At 68.6% G+C, this 21,343-nt stretch carries 17 protein-coding genes and 2 tRNA genes; 7 read left to right on the forward strand and 12 right to left on the reverse strand.

Features of this window, described 5'->3' with window-relative positions; translation table 11 throughout:
- Positions 1–5 precede the first annotated feature (5 nt).
- Positions 6–80: transfer RNA gene (locus A4X17_RS00145), tRNA-Ile, on the forward strand.
- A 149-nt stretch (positions 81–229) separates the two neighbouring features.
- On the opposite strand, the gene A4X17_RS00150 is transcribed toward A4X17_RS00145, so the two are convergent.
- Entirely contained in the window at positions 230–1,132 is a 903-nt protein-coding gene (locus A4X17_RS00150; RefSeq protein WP_064293649.1) for an ROK family protein, read from the reverse strand.
- A 216-nt stretch (positions 1,133–1,348) separates the two neighbouring features.
- On the opposite strand from A4X17_RS00150, the gene A4X17_RS00155 reads away from it, so the two are divergent.
- The gene (locus A4X17_RS00155; RefSeq protein WP_064293650.1) at positions 1,349–1,852 is read left to right on the forward strand and encodes a DUF3145 domain-containing protein; all 504 of its coding nucleotides are present in this window, start codon (positions 1,349–1,351) and stop codon (positions 1,850–1,852) included.
- 199 nt (positions 1,853–2,051) lie between these two features.
- Here the strand turns inward: A4X17_RS00155 and A4X17_RS00160 are convergent, their stop codons facing one another.
- From A4X17_RS00160 to aceE, 6 genes are all read right to left on the reverse strand, one after another.
- The gene (locus A4X17_RS00160) at positions 2,052–3,290 is read right to left on the reverse strand and encodes a beta-ketoacyl synthase (RefSeq protein WP_064293651.1); all 1,239 of its coding nucleotides are present in this window, start codon (positions 3,288–3,290) and stop codon (positions 2,052–2,054) included.
- 139 nt (positions 3,291–3,429) lie between these two features.
- Complete coding sequence (locus A4X17_RS00165) at positions 3,430–3,678, reverse strand: acyl carrier protein (RefSeq protein WP_056006457.1); 249 nt, start codon at positions 3,676–3,678, stop codon at positions 3,430–3,432.
- A gap of 59 nt (positions 3,679–3,737) precedes the next feature.
- The gene (locus A4X17_RS00170; RefSeq protein WP_064293652.1) at positions 3,738–4,742 is read right to left on the reverse strand and encodes a beta-ketoacyl-ACP synthase III; all 1,005 of its coding nucleotides are present in this window, start codon (positions 4,740–4,742) and stop codon (positions 3,738–3,740) included.
- Positions 4,743–4,762: 20 nt separating this feature from the next.
- Positions 4,763–5,686, reverse strand: a complete 924-nt coding sequence (locus tag A4X17_RS00175) for an ACP S-malonyltransferase (RefSeq protein ID WP_064293653.1) — start codon at positions 5,684–5,686, stop codon at positions 4,763–4,765.
- A 112-nt stretch (positions 5,687–5,798) separates the two neighbouring features.
- Entirely contained in the window at positions 5,799–7,043 is a 1,245-nt protein-coding gene (locus tag A4X17_RS00180) for a CdaR family transcriptional regulator (RefSeq protein ID WP_197478985.1), read from the reverse strand.
- Positions 7,044–7,059: 16 nt separating this feature from the next.
- Positions 7,060–9,786, reverse strand: coding sequence for a pyruvate dehydrogenase (acetyl-transferring), homodimeric type (aceE, locus tag A4X17_RS00185; RefSeq protein ID WP_064293655.1), 2,727 nt, complete (start codon positions 9,784–9,786; stop codon positions 7,060–7,062).
- 241 nt (positions 9,787–10,027) lie between these two features.
- On the opposite strand from aceE, the gene A4X17_RS00190 reads away from it, so the two are divergent.
- The gene (locus A4X17_RS00190) at positions 10,028–10,498 is read left to right on the forward strand and encodes a peroxiredoxin (RefSeq protein ID WP_064293656.1); all 471 of its coding nucleotides are present in this window, start codon (positions 10,028–10,030) and stop codon (positions 10,496–10,498) included.
- Positions 10,499–10,537: 39 nt separating this feature from the next.
- Here A4X17_RS00190 and A4X17_RS00195 read toward each other — a convergent pair whose 3' ends face one another.
- Together A4X17_RS00195 and A4X17_RS00200 are read right to left on the reverse strand one after the other, a co-directional pair.
- Positions 10,538–11,062: a dihydrofolate reductase gene (locus tag A4X17_RS00195; protein WP_064293657.1), complete on the reverse strand. Its 525-nt coding sequence runs from the start codon at positions 11,060–11,062 to the stop codon at positions 10,538–10,540.
- Positions 11,059–11,868 carry a thymidylate synthase gene (locus A4X17_RS00200; RefSeq protein ID WP_064293658.1) on the reverse strand — a complete coding sequence of 270 codons (810 nt, stop codon included), beginning with the start codon at positions 11,866–11,868 and terminating at the stop codon, positions 11,059–11,061. Before A4X17_RS00200 ends, A4X17_RS00195 begins: the two co-directional genes overlap by 4 nt.
- Before the next feature lie 154 nt (positions 11,869–12,022).
- On the opposite strand from A4X17_RS00200, the gene A4X17_RS00205 reads away from it, so the two are divergent.
- Positions 12,023–12,098: transfer RNA gene (locus A4X17_RS00205), tRNA-Val, on the forward strand.
- A gap of 101 nt (positions 12,099–12,199) precedes the next feature.
- On the opposite strand, the gene A4X17_RS00210 is transcribed toward A4X17_RS00205, so the two are convergent.
- Positions 12,200–13,030 (reverse strand): DUF998 domain-containing protein, encoded by an 831-nt coding sequence (locus A4X17_RS00210; RefSeq protein ID WP_064293659.1) that lies wholly within the window; start codon positions 13,028–13,030, stop codon positions 12,200–12,202.
- Positions 13,031–13,133: 103 nt separating this feature from the next.
- On the opposite strand from A4X17_RS00210, the gene A4X17_RS00215 reads away from it, so the two are divergent.
- Both A4X17_RS00215 and A4X17_RS00220 read left to right on the forward strand, forming a co-directional pair.
- Positions 13,134–13,916 carry a response regulator transcription factor gene (locus A4X17_RS00215; protein WP_082915805.1) on the forward strand — a complete coding sequence of 261 codons (783 nt, stop codon included), beginning with the start codon at positions 13,134–13,136 and terminating at the stop codon, positions 13,914–13,916.
- Positions 13,917–13,963: 47 nt separating this feature from the next.
- Positions 13,964–15,448 carry a cell wall metabolism sensor histidine kinase WalK gene (locus A4X17_RS00220; RefSeq protein WP_064293661.1) on the forward strand — a complete coding sequence of 495 codons (1,485 nt, stop codon included), beginning with the start codon at positions 13,964–13,966 and terminating at the stop codon, positions 15,446–15,448.
- A gap of 6 nt (positions 15,449–15,454) precedes the next feature.
- On the opposite strand, the gene A4X17_RS00225 is transcribed toward A4X17_RS00220, so the two are convergent.
- A complete protein-coding gene (locus tag A4X17_RS00225) occupies positions 15,455–16,618 on the reverse strand; it encodes an esterase family protein (RefSeq protein ID WP_064293662.1) in 1,164 nt (387 codons plus the stop codon).
- A 168-nt stretch (positions 16,619–16,786) separates the two neighbouring features.
- Between A4X17_RS00225 and lysX the strand changes: the two genes are divergently transcribed.
- A complete protein-coding gene (lysX, locus tag A4X17_RS00230; protein WP_064293663.1) occupies positions 16,787–20,200 on the forward strand; it encodes a bifunctional lysylphosphatidylglycerol synthetase/lysine--tRNA ligase LysX in 3,414 nt (1,137 codons plus the stop codon).
- Here the strand turns inward: lysX and A4X17_RS00235 are convergent.
- Positions 20,121–21,341 (reverse strand): heparan-alpha-glucosaminide N-acetyltransferase domain-containing protein, encoded by a 1,221-nt coding sequence (locus A4X17_RS00235; protein WP_064293664.1) that lies wholly within the window; start codon positions 21,339–21,341, stop codon positions 20,121–20,123. The genes lysX and A4X17_RS00235 overlap by 80 nt on opposite strands.
- Positions 21,342–21,343 lie beyond the last annotated feature (2 nt).

Genomic DNA, 21,343 nt, shown 5'->3' on the forward strand with positions numbered 1-21,343 from the left:
CGCGCGGGGCGGTAGCCAAGCTGGTGAAGGCATTCGGCTCATAACCGAACGATGCGTGGGTTCAAGTCCCACCCGCCCTACCGATATCCGGTCCATGAGCTTGTCGAAGGGGCCCTTCGACAGGCTCAGGGACCGGTGCGCGGTTGCTCAGGGACCGGTGCGGGGTTACTCAGGGACCGGGATGGGGCGGCTCGGGGACCGGTGGCGTTCCGGATCGGGACGTGCGCGTTCAGTCCGCGAGGACGAGGGCGGCAGCGCCGATGAGCGGCCCGTCGGCGTCGAGCCCGGCCGGGACCACGCGCAGCTCACGGGCGTAGGCGTGCAGCGCAGCCGCGGTCGCAGCCTCTTGGACGAGGTCGAGGTAGTCGGCGGAGACCCGCGAGAAGCCGCCGCCGATCGCGACGCGTTCCAGGTCGAGCAGGGTGGTGATGCTGCAAAGGGCTTCGCCGACGGCCTCGGCGGAACGTCGGACGGCGCGGATCGCGATCTCCGTTCCCGCCGCGTAGTCGGCCCCGAGCTGTTCGCCCGTCGCGCCGGTCCATCCCTGGGCGCGCGCCCAGGCGACCGTCGCGGTCCCTGACGCGATGCCTTCCAACGTCCAGGGTGTCCCGACGGCATCCGGCTCGCGTCGGCGGAGCTGCATCTGTCCGAGGTGGCCGGCGTTGCCCGAGGTGCCGGGGACGAGTCGGGATCCGAGGATGATCCCGCCACCGATCCCGGTGGAGACGACGATGCCCATACTGTTCTCGGTTCCGCGGAGTGCGCCCTGCCAGTGCTCGGCCAGGGCGATGCAGGTGCCGTCGAGTCGGAGTTCCACCGGACCGGACGTGAAGCGCCGGACCTCCGCCACGACGGGGAAGTCGGCGAGTCGGGGGAGGTTGATCGGCGAGACGGTGCCGTGGGTCCTGCCGATGGGGCCGGCCGAACCGATCCCGACTCCGGACACCGGCCCGCCATGGGCCGAGACGCTCCGTTCGGCGGTTCGGAGGATCGACGCCGCGAGCTCCTCGCGGGTGGCCGCGGCGCCCGTCGGACCGCGGAACCGAGTACCGGGCATGATTCGTCCCTCGGCGTCGACGACGGCCGCTTCGACCTTCGTGCCGCCGATGTCGATCGCCAGGGCCTCGTGCATCACCGCTCCATCCTGGATGGCCCTCGGTCCGGGCCGGCTCCCGATCCAGCGTACTGGGAACGACACGGTTGTCATTCCTCCAGGTCATGGGGCATAATGCTCGTATCGGCGCGAGTCGAACAACTGCATACACGGAGGTCCGGTCAGCCGGACACCGACATGGATCACACTGCATGGGTCGTTGGGGAAGACGCACCCGGACGCAGTGGAGGAATCATGTCGACACCGATGACGAAGGGTGTGCTGTTCGTGCACTCGTCGCCTCGCGCGCTCTGCCCGCACCTCGAATGGGCGGCAGGTCGCGCTCTTGGTCGTGCCATCAGTTTCGACTGGGAAGACCAGCCGATCCTCCGCGGTGCGCAGCGTGCCGAGGTCTTCTGGGAAGGCCCGCACGGCACCGGAGCCGCACTCGCCTCAGCCCTGCGCGGCTGGGAGCACCTCCGCTACGAGGTGAGCGAAGACCCGGCCCAGGGCGTCGACGGTGCCCGTTGGATGCACACGCCCGACCTCGGGATCTTCTACGCGCAGACCGACAGCATCGGCAACGTGGTCGTCCCGGAGGATCGCATCCGGTACGCCATGGAGGTCGGCGCCGGGAACGCCGCCGAACTCCAGCGCGAACTCCGCGTCGCGCTCGGCCAGCCGTGGGACGACGAACTCGAGCCGTTCCGTCACGCCGGCGACGGGTCCTCCGTCATCTGGCTGCACAACGTGGGCTGATCCGGCCCCGCCGGCGCGGCGGCACCGCGCACGCGAGACAACTGCACAGACGACAGGGTGCCCACGTGGCGTGGACCGTGCGAGGTCGGTGACACTCCCGGCAGACACGAGGTGACGAAACGGCGGCACCCTGGTCAGTAGACGACGACGGGTCGTGGTGCATGCACCACGACCCGTCGTCGTCTCCGTCGCGGACGGCTCAGTAGCTCCGGAACGCGACGACCGCGTTGTGGCCGCCGAACCCGAACGAGTTGCTGATGGCGAGCAGGTCGCCGGACCCGAGCTCACGCGGCGTCGTGACGACGTCGAGCGGGATCTCCGGGTCCTGGTTGTCGAGGTTGATGGTCGGTGGGATGACCCGGTGGTGCAGGGCGAGCGCCGTGTAGGCCGCTTCGATGGCACCCGCGCCGCCGAGGAGGTGGCCGGTCGAGGCCTTGGTCGCCGTCACGGCGATGTCGTCGAGGTGGGCACCGAAGACCCGACGCAGCGCGTTGTACTCCGCGATGTCGCCGACAGGCGTGCTCGTGGCGTGTGCGTTGACGTGCACGACGTCGTCGAGCGACGCGCCGCCGTTCTCGACGGCCGCACGCATGGCGCGGGCCGCAGCCGAACCCTCGGGGTCGGGAGCGGTGATGTGGTACGCGTCGCTCGTCACCGCACCACCGAGGAGCTCGGCGTAGATGCGGGCGCCACGGGCCTTGGCGTGCTCCTCTGTCTCGACGATGAGTGCTGCCGCGCCCTCACCGAGGACGAAGCCGTCGCGGTCGACGTCGTAGGGACGCGAGGCGATGGCGGGGTCGTCGTTGCGCTTGGACAACGCCTGCATCGCTGCGAAGGACGCGAGCGGGAGCGGGTGGATGGCGGCTTCGGAGCCACCGGCCACGACGATGTCGGCGAGGCCGGCCTGGAGGTGGTCGTAGGCGTTGGCGAGCGACTCGGTGCTGGAGGCGCAGGCCGAGACGACGGTGCGCTCTCCGCCTCGGGCACCGAGGTCCATGCCGATCGCCGCCGCCGGGCCGTTCGGCATGAGCATCGGGACGGTCATGGGGAGGACGCGGCGGGGGCCCTTCTCGCGCAGGGTGTCCCAGGCGTCGAGGAGCGTCCACACGCCGCCGATGCCGGTGGCCCAGTCGACGAGGAGTCGCTCCGGGTCGACCTCGGGGGCGCCGGCGTCCTGCCAGGCCTCGCGCGCGGCGATCAGGGCGAACTGGCTCGACGGGTCGAGGCGCTTGACCTCACGACGGTCGAGGATTTCCGCGGTGGGGACGGCGGCCTGTGCGGCGAAGCGTACGGGCAGCTCGAGCTCCTCAGCCCACGGCTGCTCGAGACGGCTCGCACCGCTCTTGCCGGCGAGGAGGTTGTCCCAGGAGTCGGTGGCGTTGCCGCCGAGGGGAGTGGTGGCACCGATGCCGGTGATGACGATGCGTTTGGTGGTCATTCAGTCAAACCTTCTGTGGAGACGACGAGGGGGTCCGAGCCCTGCGGCGGTCGAGCCCGTGTCCGGACGGACGAGCCGCCTCGAACGCTGAAGGGCCGGTCGGCCAACTGCCGGCCGACCCTTCAGCACTGCGCTGGGACTAGCCCTGAGCCTTGACGATGAAGTCGACGGCGTCGCCGACGGTCTTCAGGTTCTTGACCTCTTCGTCCGGGATCTTCACGTCGAACTTCTCCTCCGCGTTGACGACGATGGTCATCATGGAGATCGAGTCGATGTCGAGGTCGTCTGTGAACGACTTGTCCAGCTCGACGGTGTCGGTCGCGATGCCGGTCTCGTCGTTGATCAGCTCGGCCAGGCCGGCGAGGACTTCTTCGGTGGACAGTGCCATTGTTCTACTCCTTGGGTGAGGTTTGACCGTAGTCGAGTGTAGTCGCGTCGGGCGTCCTGCTACGGCAGGACGACGACCTGAGCGCCGAAGACCAGTCCGGCACCGAACCCGATCTGCAGGGCGAGGCCGCCGCTGAGCTCGGGGTGCCCCTGGAGGAGCCGGTGGGTGGCGAGCGGGATGGATGCCGCCGAGGTGTTGCCGGTGGTCTCGATGTCGCGCGCGATGACGACGGTCTCCGGCAGCTTGAGCTGCTTGGCGAACTCGTCGACGATGCGCATGTTGGCCTGGTGGGGGATGAAGGCTGCGAGATCGGAGGCTTCGACGCCCGCTTCCTCCAGGGCCTGCTTGGCGACCTTGGCCATCTCCCAGACCGCCCACCGGAAGACCGTCTGGCCCTCCTGGCGCAGGGTCGGCCAGGCGGCGGTGCCGTCGCGGAACTCGGTGAGCGTGCCGCTCATGCCGACGGCGTCGGCCTTCGAGCCGTCGGATCCCCACACGGTGGGGGAGATGCCGGGGAAGTCGCTCGGCCCGACGACGGCCGCGCCTGCTCCGTCGCCGAGGAGGAACGAGATCGACCGGTCGGTCGGATCGACGATGTCGGACAGCTTCTCGGCGCCGATGACGAGCGCGTAGTGGGCCGCGCCCGATCGGATGAGCGCGTCGGCCTGGGCGATCGCGTAGGCGTATCCGGCACACGCGGCGTTGAGGTCGTAGGCGGCAGCAGGGTTCGCTCCGACGCGGTCGGCCACGACGGCCGCCATCGACGGGGACTGCTGGACGTTGCTGATCGTCGCGATGAGGACGAGATCGACCTGCTCGGCCGAGATGCCCGCGGCTGCGATGGCCTCCGCACCGGCTTCGGCTGCGAGGTCCACGGCGCTGACGTCGGCCGACGCCCGCGTGCGGGTGACGATGCCGGTGCGCTGCTGGATCCACTCGTCGGACGAGTTGATCGGACCGACGAGGTCGTCGTTCGGGACGCTGAGGTCTCCGCGAGCTGCGCCGAGGCCGAGGATGCGGGTGAACTCGGGACCGCGCGACTGCTTGAGGGTGGGGGTGGTCATTGACTGGTTCTCCGTCTGCGCTACTGCTGGGCGATGAGGTCGAGGGCTGCCGGCAGGTCGTCGGGGGTCTTGATGGCGACCGTCGGCACGCCCTTCAGGCCGCGACGTGCGAGTCCGGTGAGCGCCCCGGCGGGGGCGAGCTCGATGAGTCCGGTGATCCCTGAGGCGCTGAACGCGTCCATGCACAGGTCCCAGCGTACCGGGGAGGCGACCTGACCGATGAGGAGGTCGAAGAACGCCGTACCCGAGGTGACCTCGGTGCCGTCGTGGTTCGTCCAGATGCGCAGCGTCGGGTCCTGGGGCTCGACCGTGCGGCTGGCGCCGGCCAGCCAGTCGCGGGCCGACTGCATGTAGCTCGTGTGGAAGGCGCCTGCGACCTGCAGCGGGATCACCCGAGTGCCCTTCAGTGGCTCGTCGGCGAGGCGGGCGAGGGCGTCGTGCGCGCCGGCGACGACGATCTGGCCGCCGCCGTTGTAGTTGGCGGGCTCCAGCCCGAAGGAACGGACGTGCGCGACGACGGCGTCCTGGTCGCCACCGAGGACGGCACTCATGCCCGTCGGGGTGGTGGCTGCGGCTTCGGCCATGGCCACGGCGCGTTCGCTCACGAAGCTCATCGCGTCGCTGTCCGAGAGGATGCCGGCGCCGTAGGCCGCGGTGATCTCGCCGACGGAGTGTCCGGCGATGCCGCCGAACGGCGCGGCGTCGGTGGGGAGGGCCTTCCGCAGGGCGTCCAAGGCGACGATGCCGGCCGCGACGATGAGTGGCTGAGCCACCGCGGTGTCGCGGATGGTGTCGGCGTCGGAGACGGTGCCGTGCTTGACGAGGTCGAGTCCGGCTTCGTCGGAGAAGCGCGCGAGCGCGTCCTTCGCGGAGGCGTCCTGCAACCAGGGGTCGAGGAAGCCGGGGGTTTGGGAGCCCTGTCCAGGGCAGGCGATGACGATCACCGCTCTAGTCTGCCAACCGGAGGACGCCGAGCAGTGGAGCAACACCACGAACCTTTGGAAAATGTGTTGTGTGGACTCCACAACACGGACCGGTCGAACGGCCCAGCGAGCGTCAGGAGGTCAGCCGACGTCGGGACGGCTCAGGCTCAGCGATGGCACCGAGGATGAGGGCCGCCTGCAGGATGAGCGACTCGCGGGCACCCGTCGCGTCCCAGCCGATGACCTCGGAGACCCGCTTGAGGCGGTACCGGACCGTGTTGGGGTGCACGAACAGCTCGCGCGCCGTCGCTTCGAGCGAGCGGCCGTTGTCGAGGTAGCACCAGAGCGTCGTCACGAGCTCGCCGGAGTAGTCCTTGAGCGGGCGGTAGACCCGCTCGATGAGCGTGGTCTTCGCGAGGTTGTCGCCGGCGAGGGCGCGCTCCGGAAGGAGGTCGTCCGCCGCGACCGGTCGAGGTGCGTGACGCCAGGACTTCGCCACGGCGAACCCGGCGAGGGCGGCCTTCGCGCTGCGTGACGCCTCGATGAGGGAGGGCACGGCGTGACCGAGCACCAGGTGCCCCGGACCGAACCCGTGCTCGAGCTTGGCGGCGATGTCGAGGAAGGTGAGTTGTGAGCTCGTGCGGGCGTCTGCGGCCGCCTGTTCCGCCTCGTCGACGGGCTCACCGTCTCCTGGATCGGTGCTGGGCAGCTCGGCGCGACCGAGGACGAGCACGAGCCGGTTGCCCTGGACGCCGATGAGGACGTCGGCGTCGAGGTGTCGGGCGGTCCGGCGGAGCATGTCGACATCGAGCACCCGTGGGGTCGTCCCGACCAGGACGCAGGCCTCCCCGTGACCGTGCCACCCGAGGGCGGCGATCCGGCTGGGCAACTCGTCGTCGGCCTCGCCACTGAGGATCGAGTCGACGACGAGGGCCTCGAGGCGGGCGTCCCAGAGTCCGCGGGCTTCTGCCGCACGGGCGTACACATCGGCCGAGGCGAACGCGATGTCGCGCGAGTAGAGGAGGATCGCCTCGCGGAGGTCGACGCTCCCGGACGCGACGCGCTCCTCGACGACCTCGACGGTGACCTTGATGAGTTGCAGCGTCTGCTGCAGGCTGACGGAACGGAGCAGCTCGCGAGGAGCCGCCCCGAACACGTCGGCGGCGATCCACGGCGTCGACCGGGGATCGTCGAACCACGAGATGAACGAACTGATGCCCGCCTGAGCCACCAGGCCGACCGCTGAGCGGCGGCCTGGTGGCATCTCGGCGTACCAGGGAAGGGTGTCCTCGAGGCGTTTGAGCGTCGCGGTCGCGAGCTCACCCGAGATCCGGCGGAGCCAGTCGAGTGTCTCGGCCTTCGTCTTCGTCTTCGTCACCGTGGTAGCGATGGAATCAGCTCTCGCCACCCGCGTTGCCGGTGTTGCCGGCGTTCACGTCGTGGAGGCGGTAGCGGTCGATCGCCTGCTGCGGGAGGCTCGCATCGACCTCACCCCGAGCAGCGAGCTGCTGGAGGGTGCGGACGACGAGCGACGGGCCGTCGATCTTGAAGAAGCGACGGGCAGCGGCGCGCGTGTCGGAGAAGCCGAAGTCGTCGGCCCCCAGCGTCGCGAAGTCACCCGGCACGAACTGACGGATCTGGTCCGGCACGGCGTGCATGTGGTCGGTCACGGCGACGAACGGGCCTGCGGCACCGCTCAGCTTCTCCGTGACGTAGGGCACACGACGCTCCTCCTGCGGGTGCAGGAAGTTGTGCTGGTCGGCGGCGAGACCGTCGCGACGGAGCTCGGTCCAGCTCGTGACGCTCCAGACGTCTGCGGAGACGCCCCAGTCGTCGGCGAGCAGCTGCTGCGCCTCGATCGCCCACGGGACCGCGACACCGGAGGCCATGAGCTGGGCCTTCGGGCCCTGCTTGTCGCTCGTGCTGATGCGGTGGATGCCGCGCACGATGCCGTCGACGTCGACACCCTCGGGCTCGACCGGCTGGACGAGCGGCTCGTTGTACACCGTGAGGTAGTACATGACGTTCGGGTCCTGGTGCTCGCCGCCGTACATGCGCTCGATACCGCTCCGCACGATGTGCGCGATCTCGTAGCCGTAGGCCGGGTCGTAGCTCACGACCGCGGGGTTCGAGGAGGAGAGGAGCAGCGAGTGGCCGTCGGCGTGCTGGAGGCCCTCACCCGTGAGCGTCGTGCGACCGGCGGTCGCGCCGATCATGAAGCCGCGGGTCATCTGGTCGCCGGCTGCCCAGATGGCGTCTGCGGTGCGCTGGAAACCGAACATCGAGTAGAAGACGTAGACCGGGATGAGCGGTTCGCCCTGCACCGAGTACGAGGTTCCGATCGCCGAGAAGGCCGCGATGGCACCCGCCTCGTTGATACCGACGTGCACGATCTGACCCTGCGGGCTCTCCTTGTAGGCGAGGAGCAGTTCGCGGTCCACCGAGGTGTAGTGCTGACCGTTCGGGTTGTAGATCTTCGCGCTCGGGAAGAACGCGTCCATGCCGAAGGTGCGTGCCTCGTCGGGGATGATCGGGACGATCCGGTTGCCGAAGTCCTTGGCGCGGAGGAGGTCCTTCAGCAGTCGGACGAACGCCATGGTGGTGGCGATCTCCTGCGTGCCGGAGCCCTTCTTCGCCGCCGCGTAGGCGGAGTCGTCGGGCAGGTTCAGCTGCGTGTACTTGCTGCGACGCTCGGGGACGTAGCCGCCGAGCGCGCGGCGACGCTCGTGCAGGTACTGGATCGCCTCGTCGTCCTCGCCCGGGTGGTAGTACGGCGGGAGGTAGGGGTTCTCCTCGAGCTGCGAGTCGGTGATCGGGATGCGCATGGTGTCCCTGAAGGTCTTCAGGTTGTCGAGCGTCATCTTCTTCATCTGGTGGGTCGCGTTGCGGCCCTCGAAGCTCGGGCCGAGGCCGTAGCCCTTGATGGTGTGCGCGAGGATGACCGTCGGCTGGCCCTTGTGCTCGCTCGCCGCCTTGAACGCCGCGTAGACCTTGCGGTAGTCGTGTCCGCCGCGCTTGAGGTTCCAGACCTGGTCGTCGCTGTAGCCCTCGACGAGCTTCAGGGCGCGCTCGTCGCGGCCGAAGAAGTTCTCGCGGACGTAGGCGCCGTCTTCCGTCTTGTACGTCTGGAAGTCGCCGTCGGGCGTGACGTTCATGAGGTTGAGGAGTGCGCCGTCGGTGTCGCGGTTGAGGAGGTCGTCCCATTCGCGGCCCCAGATGACCTTGATGACGTTCCAGCCGGCACCGCGGAAGAAGCTCTCGAGCTCCTGGATGATCTTGCCGTTCCCTCGGACGGGGCCGTCGAGGCGCTGCAGGTTGCAGTTGATCACGAAGTTGAGGTTGTCGAGGCCCTCGTTCGCCGCGACCTGGAGCTGACCGCGGCTCTCGACCTCATCCATCTCGCCGTCGCCGAGGAAGGCCCAGACCTGCTGGTCGCTGGCGTCCTTGATGCCACGGTTCGTGACGTACTTGGCGAGGTGCGCCTGGTAGATCGCGTTGATCGGGCCGAGACCCATGGAGACCGTCGGGAACTGCCAGAAGTCCGGCATGAGGCGCGGGTGCGGGTATGAGGAGAGCCCGTGCGGCGCGTGCGACTTCTCCTGGCGGAAGCCGTCGAGCTGGTCGGTGCTGAGGCGGCCCTCGAGGAAGGCGCGGGCGTAGGTGCCGGGGGAGGCGTGGCCCTGGATGTAGATCTGGTCGCCACCGCCCGGGGCGTCCTGGCCGCGGAAGAAGTGGTTGAAGCCGACCTCGTAGAGCGCGGCCGAAGACGCGTAGGTGGAGATGTGTCCGCCGACACCGATGCCGGGGCGCTGCGCGCGGTGCACGGTCATGGCCGCGTTCCAGCGGATCCAGGCACGGTAGCGGCGCTCGATGTCCTCGTCGCCCGGGAAGTCGGGCTCGTTCTCCGAGGCGATGGTGTTGATGTAGTCGGTGGTGGGCACCATCGGCACACCGAGGTGCAGTTCCTTCGAGCGCTTGAGGAGGCTCAGCATGATGTCGCGGCCGCGCCCGCGGCCACGTTCGTCGACGAGGGCGTCGAGGGACTCATTCCACTCGGACGTCTCCTCAGGATCGGCGTCTACGTGGTTGGACGAGTATGGATCCTGGTCGTGAACAGTCACCGTCGACCTTTCTCTCGTGGCAGATCGTGCCTGGGTTGTGATGGTGAACTCCATGCGTCCTGATGGGTATGGACGCGGGCGCCACCTTTCACCCTATCCGGTCACCCCAGGGAACGGTGACCGAGCGGCGCACCCCTCCGGGTTTGTGCAGCTGCGGTGCGGGGTTAGGATGTGTGACCGGATCGGACCCGTCCACCGCTCGGGCGATCCGGAGCAGGCGAACCCGCCTGAAAGGACCCTCATGGCACTCGAGAACGACACCCTGGCACCCGACTTCGAACTGGCGAACCAATTCGGCGAACTGGTCAGGTTGAGTCAGTTCCGCGGCAGTTCGGCTGTCGCCCTCGTCTTCTTCCCGCTGGCGTTCTCGGGGACCTGCACGGGGGAGCTGTGCGAGCTCCGCGACAACCTCAGCCTGTTCACGGACGACCAGGTCACGCTCGTGGGTATCTCCGTCGACTCCAAGCACACGCTGCGGGCGTGGGCGGAGCAGGAGCAGTACGGCTTCCAGCTGCTCGCCGACTTCTGGCCGCACGGCCAGGTCGCCAAGGAGTACGGGGTGTTCCTGCAGGAGAAGGGGTTCGCGAACCGCGCGACCTTCCTCATCGACCAGCAGGGCATCATCCGTGAGAGCTTCATCACGGCACCGGGCGAAGCTCGTTCGCTCGCGGCCTATCGAGCGGCGCTCGAAGAGCTGCGTCAGCCGGCCTGAGTCGTCTCCCGCGCCGGTCGATACGGTTCGTTGGGCGTCTCAGCCGGTGATGGCGATCTCGGGCGCGCGCTCGTACCGGATGAACCGGTAGGGGACACCCGTGCGTGACTCCGACCAGCCGTGTGCCGGGTCGATCCTGACCGGCACCCACTCCTCGCCGATGATCGGCGCGAAGGTGTCGCCCGCGACGTCGAGGTCGAGTTCGGTCACCTCGAGCCTGTCGGCGAGCGCGAGCGCTTCGGTGAAGAGCCCCGCGCCGCCGGTGACCCACGCCTGGCCGTCACCGGCGAGCTGTGCCGCTTCCAAGGCGTCCTCGAGGGAGTGCGCGACGATCGCACCGTCGGCGGACCAGGCGTGATCGCGGGTGACGACGATGTTCGGGCGTCCTGGGAGCGGACGGAACCGCGGGGGGAGTGAATCCCAGGTGCGACGTCCCATGATCACGGCGTCCGACCCGGTGAGCGCCTTGAAGTGCGCGAGGTCCTCGGGGACGTGCCAGGGCATGTCGCCGTCGGCACCGATGACGCCGTTGTGGGCCTGAGCCCAGATGAGCGCCAGGCTCATACGGCGACGGCCGCGCGGATGGCGGGGTGGTGCTGGTAGTCGACGATCTCCAGGTCGTCGTACTCCACGGCGAAGATGCTGTCGCGCTTCGTGTTGATGCGCAGCTGTGGGTAGGGGAACGGTGCGCGCGTGAGCTGCTCCGTCACCTGCTCGACGTGGTTGTCGTAGATGTGGCAGTCGCCGCCGGTCCACACGAAGTCGCCGACCTCGAGGCCGACCTGCTCCGCGACGAGGTGGGTGAGGAGCGCGTAGCTGGCGATGTTGAAGGGGACGCCGAGGAAGAGGTCTGCGCTGCGCTGGTAGAGCTGGCACGAGAGCTTGCCGTCGGCGACGTAGAACTGGAAGAAGGCGTGGCAGGGGGCGAGCGCCATGTTGGGGATGTCGGCGACGTTCCAAGCGGAGACGATGATCCGGCGCGAGTTCGGGTCGGTGCGCAGCTGGTCGATGACCTGCGAGATCTGGTCGATGTGCGAGCCGTCGGGGGTCGGCCAGGACCGCCACTGCACGCCGTACACTGGCCCGAGTTCGCCTTGGTCGTCGGCCCATTCGTCCCAGATGGACACGCCGTGTTCCTGCAGCCAGCGGACGTTGCCGTCGCCGCGGAGGAACCAGAGGAGTTCGTAGGCGATGGACTTCCAGTGCACCCGCTTGGTGGTGATGAGCGGGAAGCCCTGGGAGAGGTCGAAGCGGAGCTGGCGGCCGAACACACTGCGCGTGCCGGTTCCGGTGCGGTCGCCTTTGGCGGCGCCGTGCTCGAGCGTGTCGCGCAGGAGGTCTTCGTACGGGGTGGGGATCGTCGTATCCATCCCCTCGATCGTACGGCCAGCGACCGTCACCGCGCCCGACCGATCGTCCGGTGTCGCAATGGATGCGCGCGGACCCGGGTTGTGGAGCGTTCCGGCTCCGACGGCGACTCCGGCTAGACTCGACGAGTCGCATCGGATGGTTCCATCCGATCGCGGGCCTTTAGCTCAGCTGGTAGAGCGCCACGTTTACACCGTGGATGTCGTCGGTTCGATCCCGGCAGGGCCCACCACAAGAGATCAACCGCCTGTGCCCCCCTCGCGGCTGCGGATCCTCGGATGAGGAGCGGCGATGCCATTTCGCCCGATGATTCGGTTCGCCACCGCCGCGATCTCAGGCGGAGGACAAGAGGATGGCCAGGAAGGTCACAGCACCCGCAACGGAGAGGGTCAGAGCAGTCAGGGCAAGAAATCCTACGTAGGCGACCGAATCGTCGGCGGATGGGCCTGCTGCTGTCGGCCGCTTTGCAGGACGCAGCCAGTGCGGCACTCCCGTCAGCATCAGGCAGATGGTCATGGTCTGCACCCGCTGTACGACACCGCCTCCTGCCGGCAAGACACCCGTCGCGGACCCGGACAGTGACAAGGCGGTGACGGTGATGCTGGTGACGAGGACGAGTACCGTCACCACTGTGACGGCGACCGATCGTCGGGGGGACGGTGATGGTCCCAAGGCCGTGGGCAAACCCCTGGCCGCCCTGGCGACCATGATGAGCAGGATCGCCGCTACGGCCGAAGCAGCCGCCAGCGCGCTGGCGCTGGCCGCCGTGTGGACGAGATGTGCCGGGCCGAGGGTCCCCGCCGCGTCCGCTGCCGCACAACGAGCGTCCGCTGATGGGGCGCACGCCATCGGGAACAGGACGTCGGCCATGGTGCCGATGCCGAAGAGAGCGAGAGACGCGAGCATCGCGGTACGCAGCCCGTCAGAGGTGGTGTGGAGCCGGCGGAACATGACCGCGCAGGCGAGGAGAACGAGCGCGCCGGCGAGGAGGTCCAATCCACGGAACACCATCGAGCTGGGCTGGTCCGACGCTGCCAGTTCTGACAGGTAGGACCGCGTCGGATCCAGCGGGAATCCGAGCAGTGCCTCCGCCGGTAGGCCGAGGTAGAGGGCCGCTGCACTGGTCAGGAGGACCGCTGGCAGCGTGGACGGATGGCGGCGCATGGCGGCAGCGTATGTCCGGAAGTTAGGTGGGCGATAAGCTCACGTCGCGGGTTTGTGAGGCCATCCTTATCCCGCTCACAGGAATGCCAGGCAGGCTGCACACATGTCCTTGACGCCGTACTCTCCTGATTCCGCGCGTATCCGTGTTCTCGTCGTGGATGATGAGGCCAACTTGCGACATCTCCTTTCCGCGGTACTCCGTCAGCAGGGGTGGAAGGTGCTCGTCGCGGCGGACGGTGCGTCCGCGGTCGCGCAGGCGAGAGACCACCGCCCGCACCTGGTCGTCCTCGACGTCGTGTTGCCGGACATGGACGGTCTCGAAGTGCTGGAACGTATCCGCGAAGACCTCCCGGACACCCTGGTCCTGTTCCTCACGGCGAACAGTTCCGTGTCCGATCGGATCTCGGGGATCACCGCCGGCGGTGACGACTATGTGACGAAACCGTTCAGCATCGATGAGGTGGTGGCTCGACTGCGTGGACTCGCACGACGAAGTCCGATGCTCGGACAGGCGGTCTCCCCACTGATGACGGTCGGCGACCTCATCCTCAACGAGGACAGCCACGCGGTCAGCCGCGGCGGCGAGGACATCACCCTCACTGCGACCGAATTCGCGCTGTTGCGCTATCTGGTAGAGAACGCCGACCGCGTCCTCAGTAAACATCAGATCCTGGATCGGGTCTGGGAGTACGATTTCGGCCGTGAGTCGAACATCGTGGAGTTGTACATCTCGTACCTGCGGAAGAAGATCGACGCTGGACGCGCGCCGATGATCCACACGCTTCGCCGCGTCGGCTACATGCTCCAGGCCGCCCCCGAGGAGACCAGACCACCAGACGCTTCCGCCTCGGGCGGGGCACCGACGGTTCGGGAGCGCACAGCCTGATGCGGCGGTGGAGGCCGAGGCGACGCGCAACACGGTTCCCGCTGCGTGTGCACCTCGTCGTGCTCGTCTCCTCCCTCATCGTCGCGGTGGTCGGCGTCATCGGCGTGGTGTCGGTCTCGATCCTCCAGCAGAATCTGCTGGCGCAGGCGGAGAACGGTGTGTATCTCGCGAGCGACAACGCCATCGGACGGGTGACGGCGGAGGTCGCGTCGCCTGCCGACCTCACGTCCTTGAACGGCCCGTTCGGCCTGTTCGCGTCACCGGACGGGTACTACGTCATCGCGGACGGAGACGACGTGCTCTTCTCCGTCTATGTGGCACCCGACTACTCAGCCCGGGACCTCACCGCGGCGGAATCGGCGGCGATCCTCCGGCCCACCCCGGAGGACGAGGCGACGTCGGTCAGCATTCCCGGGCTCGGAGACTTCCTGTCGCTGCGCACGACCCTCCACCTCGCCGACGGCCCGGACTCCGGACTGACCTTCGTCACCGGCGGTGGCCTGGACGACGCCAACGCGACGCTGCGAACGTTCATCCTCGCCGAGCTCGTGATCGCCCTCGCAGCGGCGACGTTCGCCGCGTTCATCGGGTACCGGCTCGTCCGGCGTGAACTCGCGCCACTGGAACGGGTCGTCGACGTGGCGGACCGCGTCGCCTCCACACCACTGTCCTCCGGAGCGGTGACCGACGGCGAACGAGTGCCACTCCGCGAAGAGGATCGCGATTCCGAGGCTGGACGCGTCGCCGGCGCGCTGAACCGCCTGCTCACCCACGTCGAGGCCTCGCTGAACGCTCGCCATGCGACCGAGGAGTCGATGCGTCGATTCGTCGCGGAGGCCAGCCACGAGCTCAGGAACCCCCTCGCAGCGATCCGAGGCTACGCGGAATTCACCATCACCACACCTGGCCTCCAGCGCGAGGTCGTCGGGGCGCTCGCCCGCATCGGTGCGGAATCGGAACGCATGACGAAGCTCGTGGAGCAGTTGCTCCTCCTGGCCAAACTCGATGCCGATCCCGCGCTCAGCCTCGACGAGGTCGACGTGTCCAAGGTCGTCCTCGAGACGGTGTCGGATGCCCGGGCTGCTCACCCCGGCCATCGGTGGCGGCTGGCGTTGCCACCGGAACCGGCCGTCATCATCGGGGACGAGGATGCCGTCCGACGGATCCTGCTGAACCTCGTCTCCAATGTCGGCCACCACACACCGCCTGGGACAGCGGTGGTCGTCTCCGTCATCGTCGACGACGCATCGACCACCATGGTGGTCGAGGACGACGGCCCCGGCATCCCAGCCGAAGCGTTGCCCTCCCTGTTCGATCGGTTCACGCAAGCGCGGCCGGCGAACGGTGGCAAGACCCGGGATGCGAGTACCGTCGGTCTCGGACTGGCGATCGTCAGCGCTCTGGCAGCCGCCTCCGGCTTCGACGTCGACGTCGACAGCCGCCCCGGCCGTACCAGGTTCACGATCACCGCACCACGGACCGCGCCGCCAGAGACACCCACGCCGGCATCAGGCGCGTCTCCCGAGTGGTGACGCGGGTCACCCCTTCGCCCAGCCCAATCGCTGAGACGCCCAGACCAACCCGTACGGCATGATCGTCCGTGCCGCGGTCCAATTGTGAGCGAGCCCCGGCAGCACCCGGAGTGTCGCCGGGTGGTCGCGTGTACGCAGCGCGTCCCTGATCTGCGTCGCCTGCTCGGTCCTCTCACCGTCGCCCTGCCCGAGGAAGAACTGCTGATCCCCTCCAGCCGGCCGCGCAGCGATGACATCGAGTGGGGTGTTCGCCGAGCGTGCTGCCGGGTCGCTCGTGACCTGCGGGGTGTAGGGGGTGGTGTAGGGCATGATCGAGACGACGGCGCCGAAGATCTCGGGATGATGCAGTCCGTACAGCAGTGAGCCGAGGCCGCCGGAGGACATCCCGGAGATCACCCGGTGCCTGGCATCCGCCTTGGTACGAAGGTGTGCGTCCGCCCAGCCGACGACGTCCTTCACCACGTAATCCTCGATCTGCGGGCCCCCGGGGAGGTTGAGGGGCTCACGATCGACGCGGTCCGGTCCGGCATTGAGATCGGGGGAGACGACCACGACGGGTGGGATCGATCCGGCGTTGATGAGCGCGTCGAGCACCTGGTCGAGGCGGCCGCCGGCGAACCAGTCCGCTGCGCTGCCCGGGGCGCCATGCAGCGTGACGACCAACGGGTACGTCGCCGTGTTCCCGGCGGCGTCGTATCCCGGCGGCAGGTACACCCACGCTCCGGCATCCGGCATCGATCGAGCCTCCGCCGGAACGGTGGTGAGGAATGCATATCCTCGGTCGTCGCTGGTGACGCGATGCTCGCCGTCCGGGACGACCATCGTTCCTCCTTGGACGGCCGTCGTCGGGAATGCGGCGACCGGTTCGCGCGGGGTCGAGTCGAGCCACCGTTGCACCGCGGCGACAGATGGGAAGTAGCCGACCCACGTGTTGATCCCGAGCGCCAAGGCACAGATGACCGCCACGACCGCGGGAAGCCCGAACGCAGCCGTCGCCACCTTGCTCGACCGTGCGGTGCGTCGTCGACCGCGGACGACGAACACGAGTCCCGTGATGAGCGTCGTAGCGACGAGGAGCGCGATGACGCTCGGCCAGTAGCTCGCGAGCAGGTCGGAGCCGAGGTCGCCGGACAGCGCGGCGGGGAGCTTGATCGGGGCGTCGACGTCCACGGGGATGGTCCTTCCTCGACGGGAGATGCTGGTGGCGACGGTCGCCTCCTCCCGACACACGCTAGGCGGCCGCGGCGGGCGCCCGAGACCGATTCGACGAAGTCTTATCCGGCTCTTATCTTCAGCGCGCACGATGTCAGTCCGTTCCGATCATGCAAGGGGATTCCGATGACCATCACTGACGAACCACGTGTGCCATCGGCCGATGCCGAACCGAAGCGGTCGATCACGAGCGATCCGGCCGTCCATGCGGCCAGACGGTCTGCACGCGCCGTCGATCCGAATGGTCCACGCGCGACGGTCGGGTCCCGGAGGCGCTCCATGATGCCGCTCGTGATGGGACGGTTCATGCAGTTGCTCGGGTGCTCGCTCCTGCTCCTGTCCGTACCTCCCTTGCTGTTGCCGGTCGAGATCTACTGGGCCGGTTCCTACTTGGCGGTCTTCGGGCTCTCGCCCGAGCCGTTCGTCTTCAACGCCGTCCTACTGTTCGTGCTCGGGGCCGGGCTCGTGCGTCGTCAGAAGGCGGCGATGGTCGCCACTGCCGTGTTCGAGCTGCCCAATGTCCTCACCGCTGTTTGGGATCTCATCGCGGCCGGAACCGGTTCGGCCGTCCCCGATGACCTCTTCGGACCAGACCTGGTGGCAGGCGTGGTCGCTCTCCTCGTCATCGCCGCCCTCCTCGTATCGCGGCGGGAGTTCTCCGCTCGCCTCCAACCGGCAGCCCACCGTGCGGCTGGGACGGTCCTCGCCGCCGGACTGTCCCTCGCGATCCTCGTGGGAGGGGTCTTGGCGGAATGGCTCCCCGGGACACTGACCTCCGCGCGGGACGCCTGGCTCTGGGCGGTCAGCGCGTCCATCGGCCTGGAGCCGCTGGACACCCTGCTGCACGACCAGGATTCCCGTCCAGGAGAACCGGTCCCGCTCCTCGTCTCGAGTATCTCCGGGGCTGCCCTGTTGATCGCGCTCCTGATCCTGTTGCGCACGGCCCGGGTCTCGCGTCGGATGAATGCCGATGAAGAAGTCCACCTGCGTGGACTGCTCGCGGAGTCACGCACTGACGACTCACTCGCGTACTTCGCCACCCGGCGCGACAAGTCCGTCGTCTTCTCTCAGGACCGGCGAGCTGCCGTCTCCTTCCGCGTCATCGACGGGATCGCCTTGGCCAGTGGCGACCCGATCGGCTACGAGACGTCGTGGGGGGAGGCCGCCCGTGCGTTCGTGGATCAGTCCCGCCAGTACGGGTGGATCCCCGCGGTCCTGTCCACGACCGAGCGTGGGGCGCGCTGCTACGAGCGGCTCGGCCTGCAGAGCACCTCGATGGGAGAGGAAGCGATCCTGAACACCGACGAGCGGTCGATCGACCGCCTCGCGCGTGATCCGCAGGTGAGCGCCGCGGTCCGGCGAGTCCGCAAGGCGGGGTACCGGGCGCAGTTGCGACGGCAGGGTGACTTGTCCGCGACCGAACTCGAGCAGCTCGTCCAGCTCGGTGACCAGTGGCGTGACGACGAGGTCGAGCGCGGCTTCTCGATGGCGCTGTCCAGGTTCGGCGACGCCGGCGACGCACGATCGGTCGTTGTCACGGCCCACGATGCAGACGACGCTGTCAAGGCGCTTCTGGTGTTCGTACCGTGGAACCATGACGGCCTCTCGCTCGATCTCATGCGTCGCAGCCCGGACGCCGTCAACGGGGTGACCGAGTTCCTGGTGGCCTGGCTCGTCGACGAGGCGGCATCCCGACAGATCGCGCGGATATCGCTGAACTTCGCCATGTTCCGCGAGATCCTCGTGCGAGGTGAGCGCCCCGGAGCCGGTCGTGTCCTCCGCCTGAAGCGTCGCGTGCTGCTGGCCCTCTCTCGCCGCTGGCAACTCGACTCGCTCCGTCGCGCCAACGAGCGTTACGCACCGGATTGGCGGCCTCGGCTCCTCCTCAGCGACCGCGGCGCCTCGCTCGGGCGTGTGTGGCTGGCGGCCGCCCGGGCCGAGGGCTTCCTCGGACACTCGATCATCGACCGTCGCGGACACCGGCGAGAGTTCCTCGGGCAGGTGCCGTTCCGACCCGAGGACTTCGCCGAGCGCGTCGCCGCGCTCGGTGCCCCGGCCACCACCGCCACGGCGACGGTCCGGCGGCGTGGCACCCACCTCGCCAAAGCCAACCGGGCCATCGCCATGCAAACGGCCGGGGAGGACCTCTACCCGGCGGAGGTGCCCCGCACCCACAGCGTCGCCGACGTGGTGTCCGGCGTGCTCCCACCGCGCGCGGTGTCCATCGCCGGGCGGGTGCTGCGTCGGCGCGACCACGGCGGCGTACTCTTCCTCGACGTGTCGGAGGACCACACGGCGATTCAGGTGTTGGCCACTGCGGACCGGACCGCGCGCTTCAACGCGCTTCGCGCCAGCCAACCCGGTGATGTGGTCTCGTTCTCCGGCACCATCGGCAGCAGCCGGACCGGCACGCCGAGTCTCATCGCGGTCGACTGGACGCTCGCAGCGAAATCGCTCCACGAGTTGCCCGGGAGGAATGGTCTGAACGACCCGGAGACCCGCATCCGACAGCGACACCTCGATCTGGCGGTCAACGCCGAGGCGGCCGCGATGGTCCGCGCTCGGTCACACGCCATCCAGGCACTCAGATCGGGGCTGCTCGAGGACGGCTACCTGGAAGTGGAGACCCCGATCCTGCAGACCGTCCACGGCGGCGCGAACGCCCGTCCCTTCCGGACACGGATCAACGCCTACCGCACGGACCTCACCCTGCGCATCGCGCCGGAGCTGGCGCTGAAGCGTCTCATCGTGGCCGGCTTCCCCCAGGTGTTCGAAATCGGCCGGAACTTCCGCAACGAAGGCGCCGATGCGACGCACAATCCCGAGTTCACAGCCGTGGAGGCCTATCGCGCCTACGCCGACTACACGGTCATGCGGCACTTGGCGCAGCGGCTCATCACCCGCATGGCGGTGGCGGTCAGCGGTACGGCGCTCATCAGCGGTCCGGACGGCAGCATCGTCGACCTCACCCAGGACTGGCCCGTCATCACCGTGTCCGATGCGGTCTCAGCTGCGGTCGGGACGACCGTGACGATCGATACGGACCGTGCGACGCTGGAGCGGATCACTCGAGAGCACGGCATCGAGCCGCGCAGCGCGGACGACACGGGACACCTCCTCGAACGCCTCTACGAGGAACTCGTGGAGCCCGCGACGACGGTTCCGACGTTCTACATCGACTTCCCGGCCAGCACGTCGCCACTGACGCGCGGCCACCGGCGTACACCGGGGCTGGCGGAGCGATGGGACCTCGTGGCATTCGGAATGGAGCTCGGCACCGCCTACACGGAGCTCGCCGACCCGTTCGAGCAGCGCGCGAGGCTCACCGCCCAGTCGTTGTTGGCCGCGGGCGGTGACCCCGAGGCGATGGAGGTCGACGAGTCGTTCCTGACCGCGCTGGAACTCGGCATGCCGCCCACCGGCGGCCTCGGCCTCGGCGTCGACCGGATCGTCATGTTGCTCACCGGTGCGACGATCCGCGAGTCGATCGCGTTCCCCTTCGTCCGGCCCGCAGGAGGGCGCGGCTCGTCCGACTCATGAGCAGTTCGAGCGGCCCCTGCGTACGGAACCGAGACCAGAGGACGGCCGAGCCGGTGACCGTGACCGTGAAGACGGCGAGCATCCACGCCGGTTGGGCAGGAGCGAAGCGGTGGCCCGTCAGGGCTGAGATCGCCCACATCATCAGGATGTGCAGCGCGTAGACCGAGAGCACCATGGCACCCGGTGTCGCGAGCCAGATCGTCACACGACGGCTGGCTCGACCGGCGCTCGACCGGCCTCTCCGGGTCGCCCGATCGCCCGCCGTCAGCAGGAGTGCAAGCAGCAGGAGACAGACACCCAGCGCGCCCAGGACGTCTCCCCAGCTCCCGGAGTGCGGTGCGGCACTCACGAGCCACCACCAGGAGCCGGTGTCGGTGACACCGTGCTCGGCGAAGAAGCGTCTGGCGTACTCGGGTGCTCCACGTCCGGGCAGAGCGGCGAGGATCGCAGCGTGACCTGCTAGGTGCATCGCGAGAGCCGAACCGCCGTACGTGACCGCCGCCGTCACCGCTCCGGTGAGGGCGAGGCGTCGGCGGACGGTTCGAGCAGCCAGGTCGAGCCGTCCGACCCCGACACCCGCGAGCAGGAACGGCATCCAGGTCAGCGCCGGATAGTCACCGCCGATGAGGAGGTCCCACAGGAGGTCGCTCCGATCAGGCCAGAGGGTTCGGAGCCCGAACGACAGCGGTGGGCCCATGACGGCCCAGGTCCCGGTCAGGATCAACAGTGGCGTGGTGCTCAGGCGCAGGAACGGGATGACGAGGACGAAGAACACCGCGAACGCCGGGAGGATCACCACGACGGGTGTCTGGAGCGCGAGCAACGCCAGACCGCAGCCGAGCAGGAGAGCCGCGCGAACCAGCATGCCGGTGGCTTCGCGCCCGCGGGTCTCCGATCGGCGGGCGGACAGGTTGAGGGAGAGTCCGGCTGCGAAGGCGAACATCGCGGGCATCCGCGAGTGGAACACCTCCCACTCCCAGTGCACGCGACCGAAGCCGCCGTCGGGGGACCACGCGGCGGGGCCGACATGGGCGACGAGCATCCCGAAGATGGCGAGCGTGCGGAACAGGTCGAGTCCGAGAAGCCGTCGGGATCCCGGCGCGGTCGGGGTTTCGGTCGTGTCGGCGCGATCAGTCGTCATGC

The organism is Plantibacter sp. H53, assembly GCF_001650455.1.
In the GTDB taxonomy this organism is placed as follows: Bacteria; Actinomycetota; Actinomycetes; order Actinomycetales; family Microbacteriaceae; genus Plantibacter; species Plantibacter flavus_A.

Bases quoted from the DNA above. Each gene is read 5' to 3' on its own strand.
- A4X17_RS00210 (WP_064293659.1), bottom strand. From the start codon at position 13,030: ATGCGCCGCCATCCGTCCACGCTGCCAGCGGTCCTCCTGACCAGTGCA.
- A4X17_RS00190 (WP_064293656.1), top strand. From the start codon at position 10,028: ATGGCACTCGAGAACGACACCCTGGCACCCGACTTCGAACTGGCGAAC.
- A4X17_RS00150 (WP_064293649.1), bottom strand. From the start codon at position 1,132: ATGCACGAGGCCCTGGCGATCGACATCGGCGGCACGAAGGTCGAAGCG.
- A4X17_RS00165 (WP_056006457.1), bottom strand. From the start codon at position 3,678: ATGGCACTGTCCACCGAAGAAGTCCTCGCCGGCCTGGCCGAGCTGATC.
- A4X17_RS00235 (WP_064293664.1), bottom strand. From the start codon at position 21,341: ATGACGACTGATCGCGCCGACACGACCGAAACCCCGACCGCGCCGGGA.
- A4X17_RS00160 (WP_064293651.1), bottom strand. From the start codon at position 3,290: ATGACCACCAAACGCATCGTCATCACCGGCATCGGTGCCACCACTCCC.
- lysX (WP_064293663.1), top strand. From the start codon at position 16,787: ATGACCATCACTGACGAACCACGTGTGCCATCGGCCGATGCCGAACCG.
- A4X17_RS00170 (WP_064293652.1), bottom strand. From the start codon at position 4,742: ATGACCACCCCCACCCTCAAGCAGTCGCGCGGTCCCGAGTTCACCCGC.
- A4X17_RS00195 (WP_064293657.1), bottom strand. From the start codon at position 11,062: ATGAGCCTGGCGCTCATCTGGGCTCAGGCCCACAACGGCGTCATCGGT.
- A4X17_RS00215 (WP_082915805.1), top strand. From the start codon at position 13,134: ATGTCCTTGACGCCGTACTCTCCTGATTCCGCGCGTATCCGTGTTCTC.
- A4X17_RS00200 (WP_064293658.1), bottom strand. From the start codon at position 11,868: ATGGATACGACGATCCCCACCCCGTACGAAGACCTCCTGCGCGACACG.
- A4X17_RS00155 (WP_064293650.1), top strand. From the start codon at position 1,349: ATGTCGACACCGATGACGAAGGGTGTGCTGTTCGTGCACTCGTCGCCT.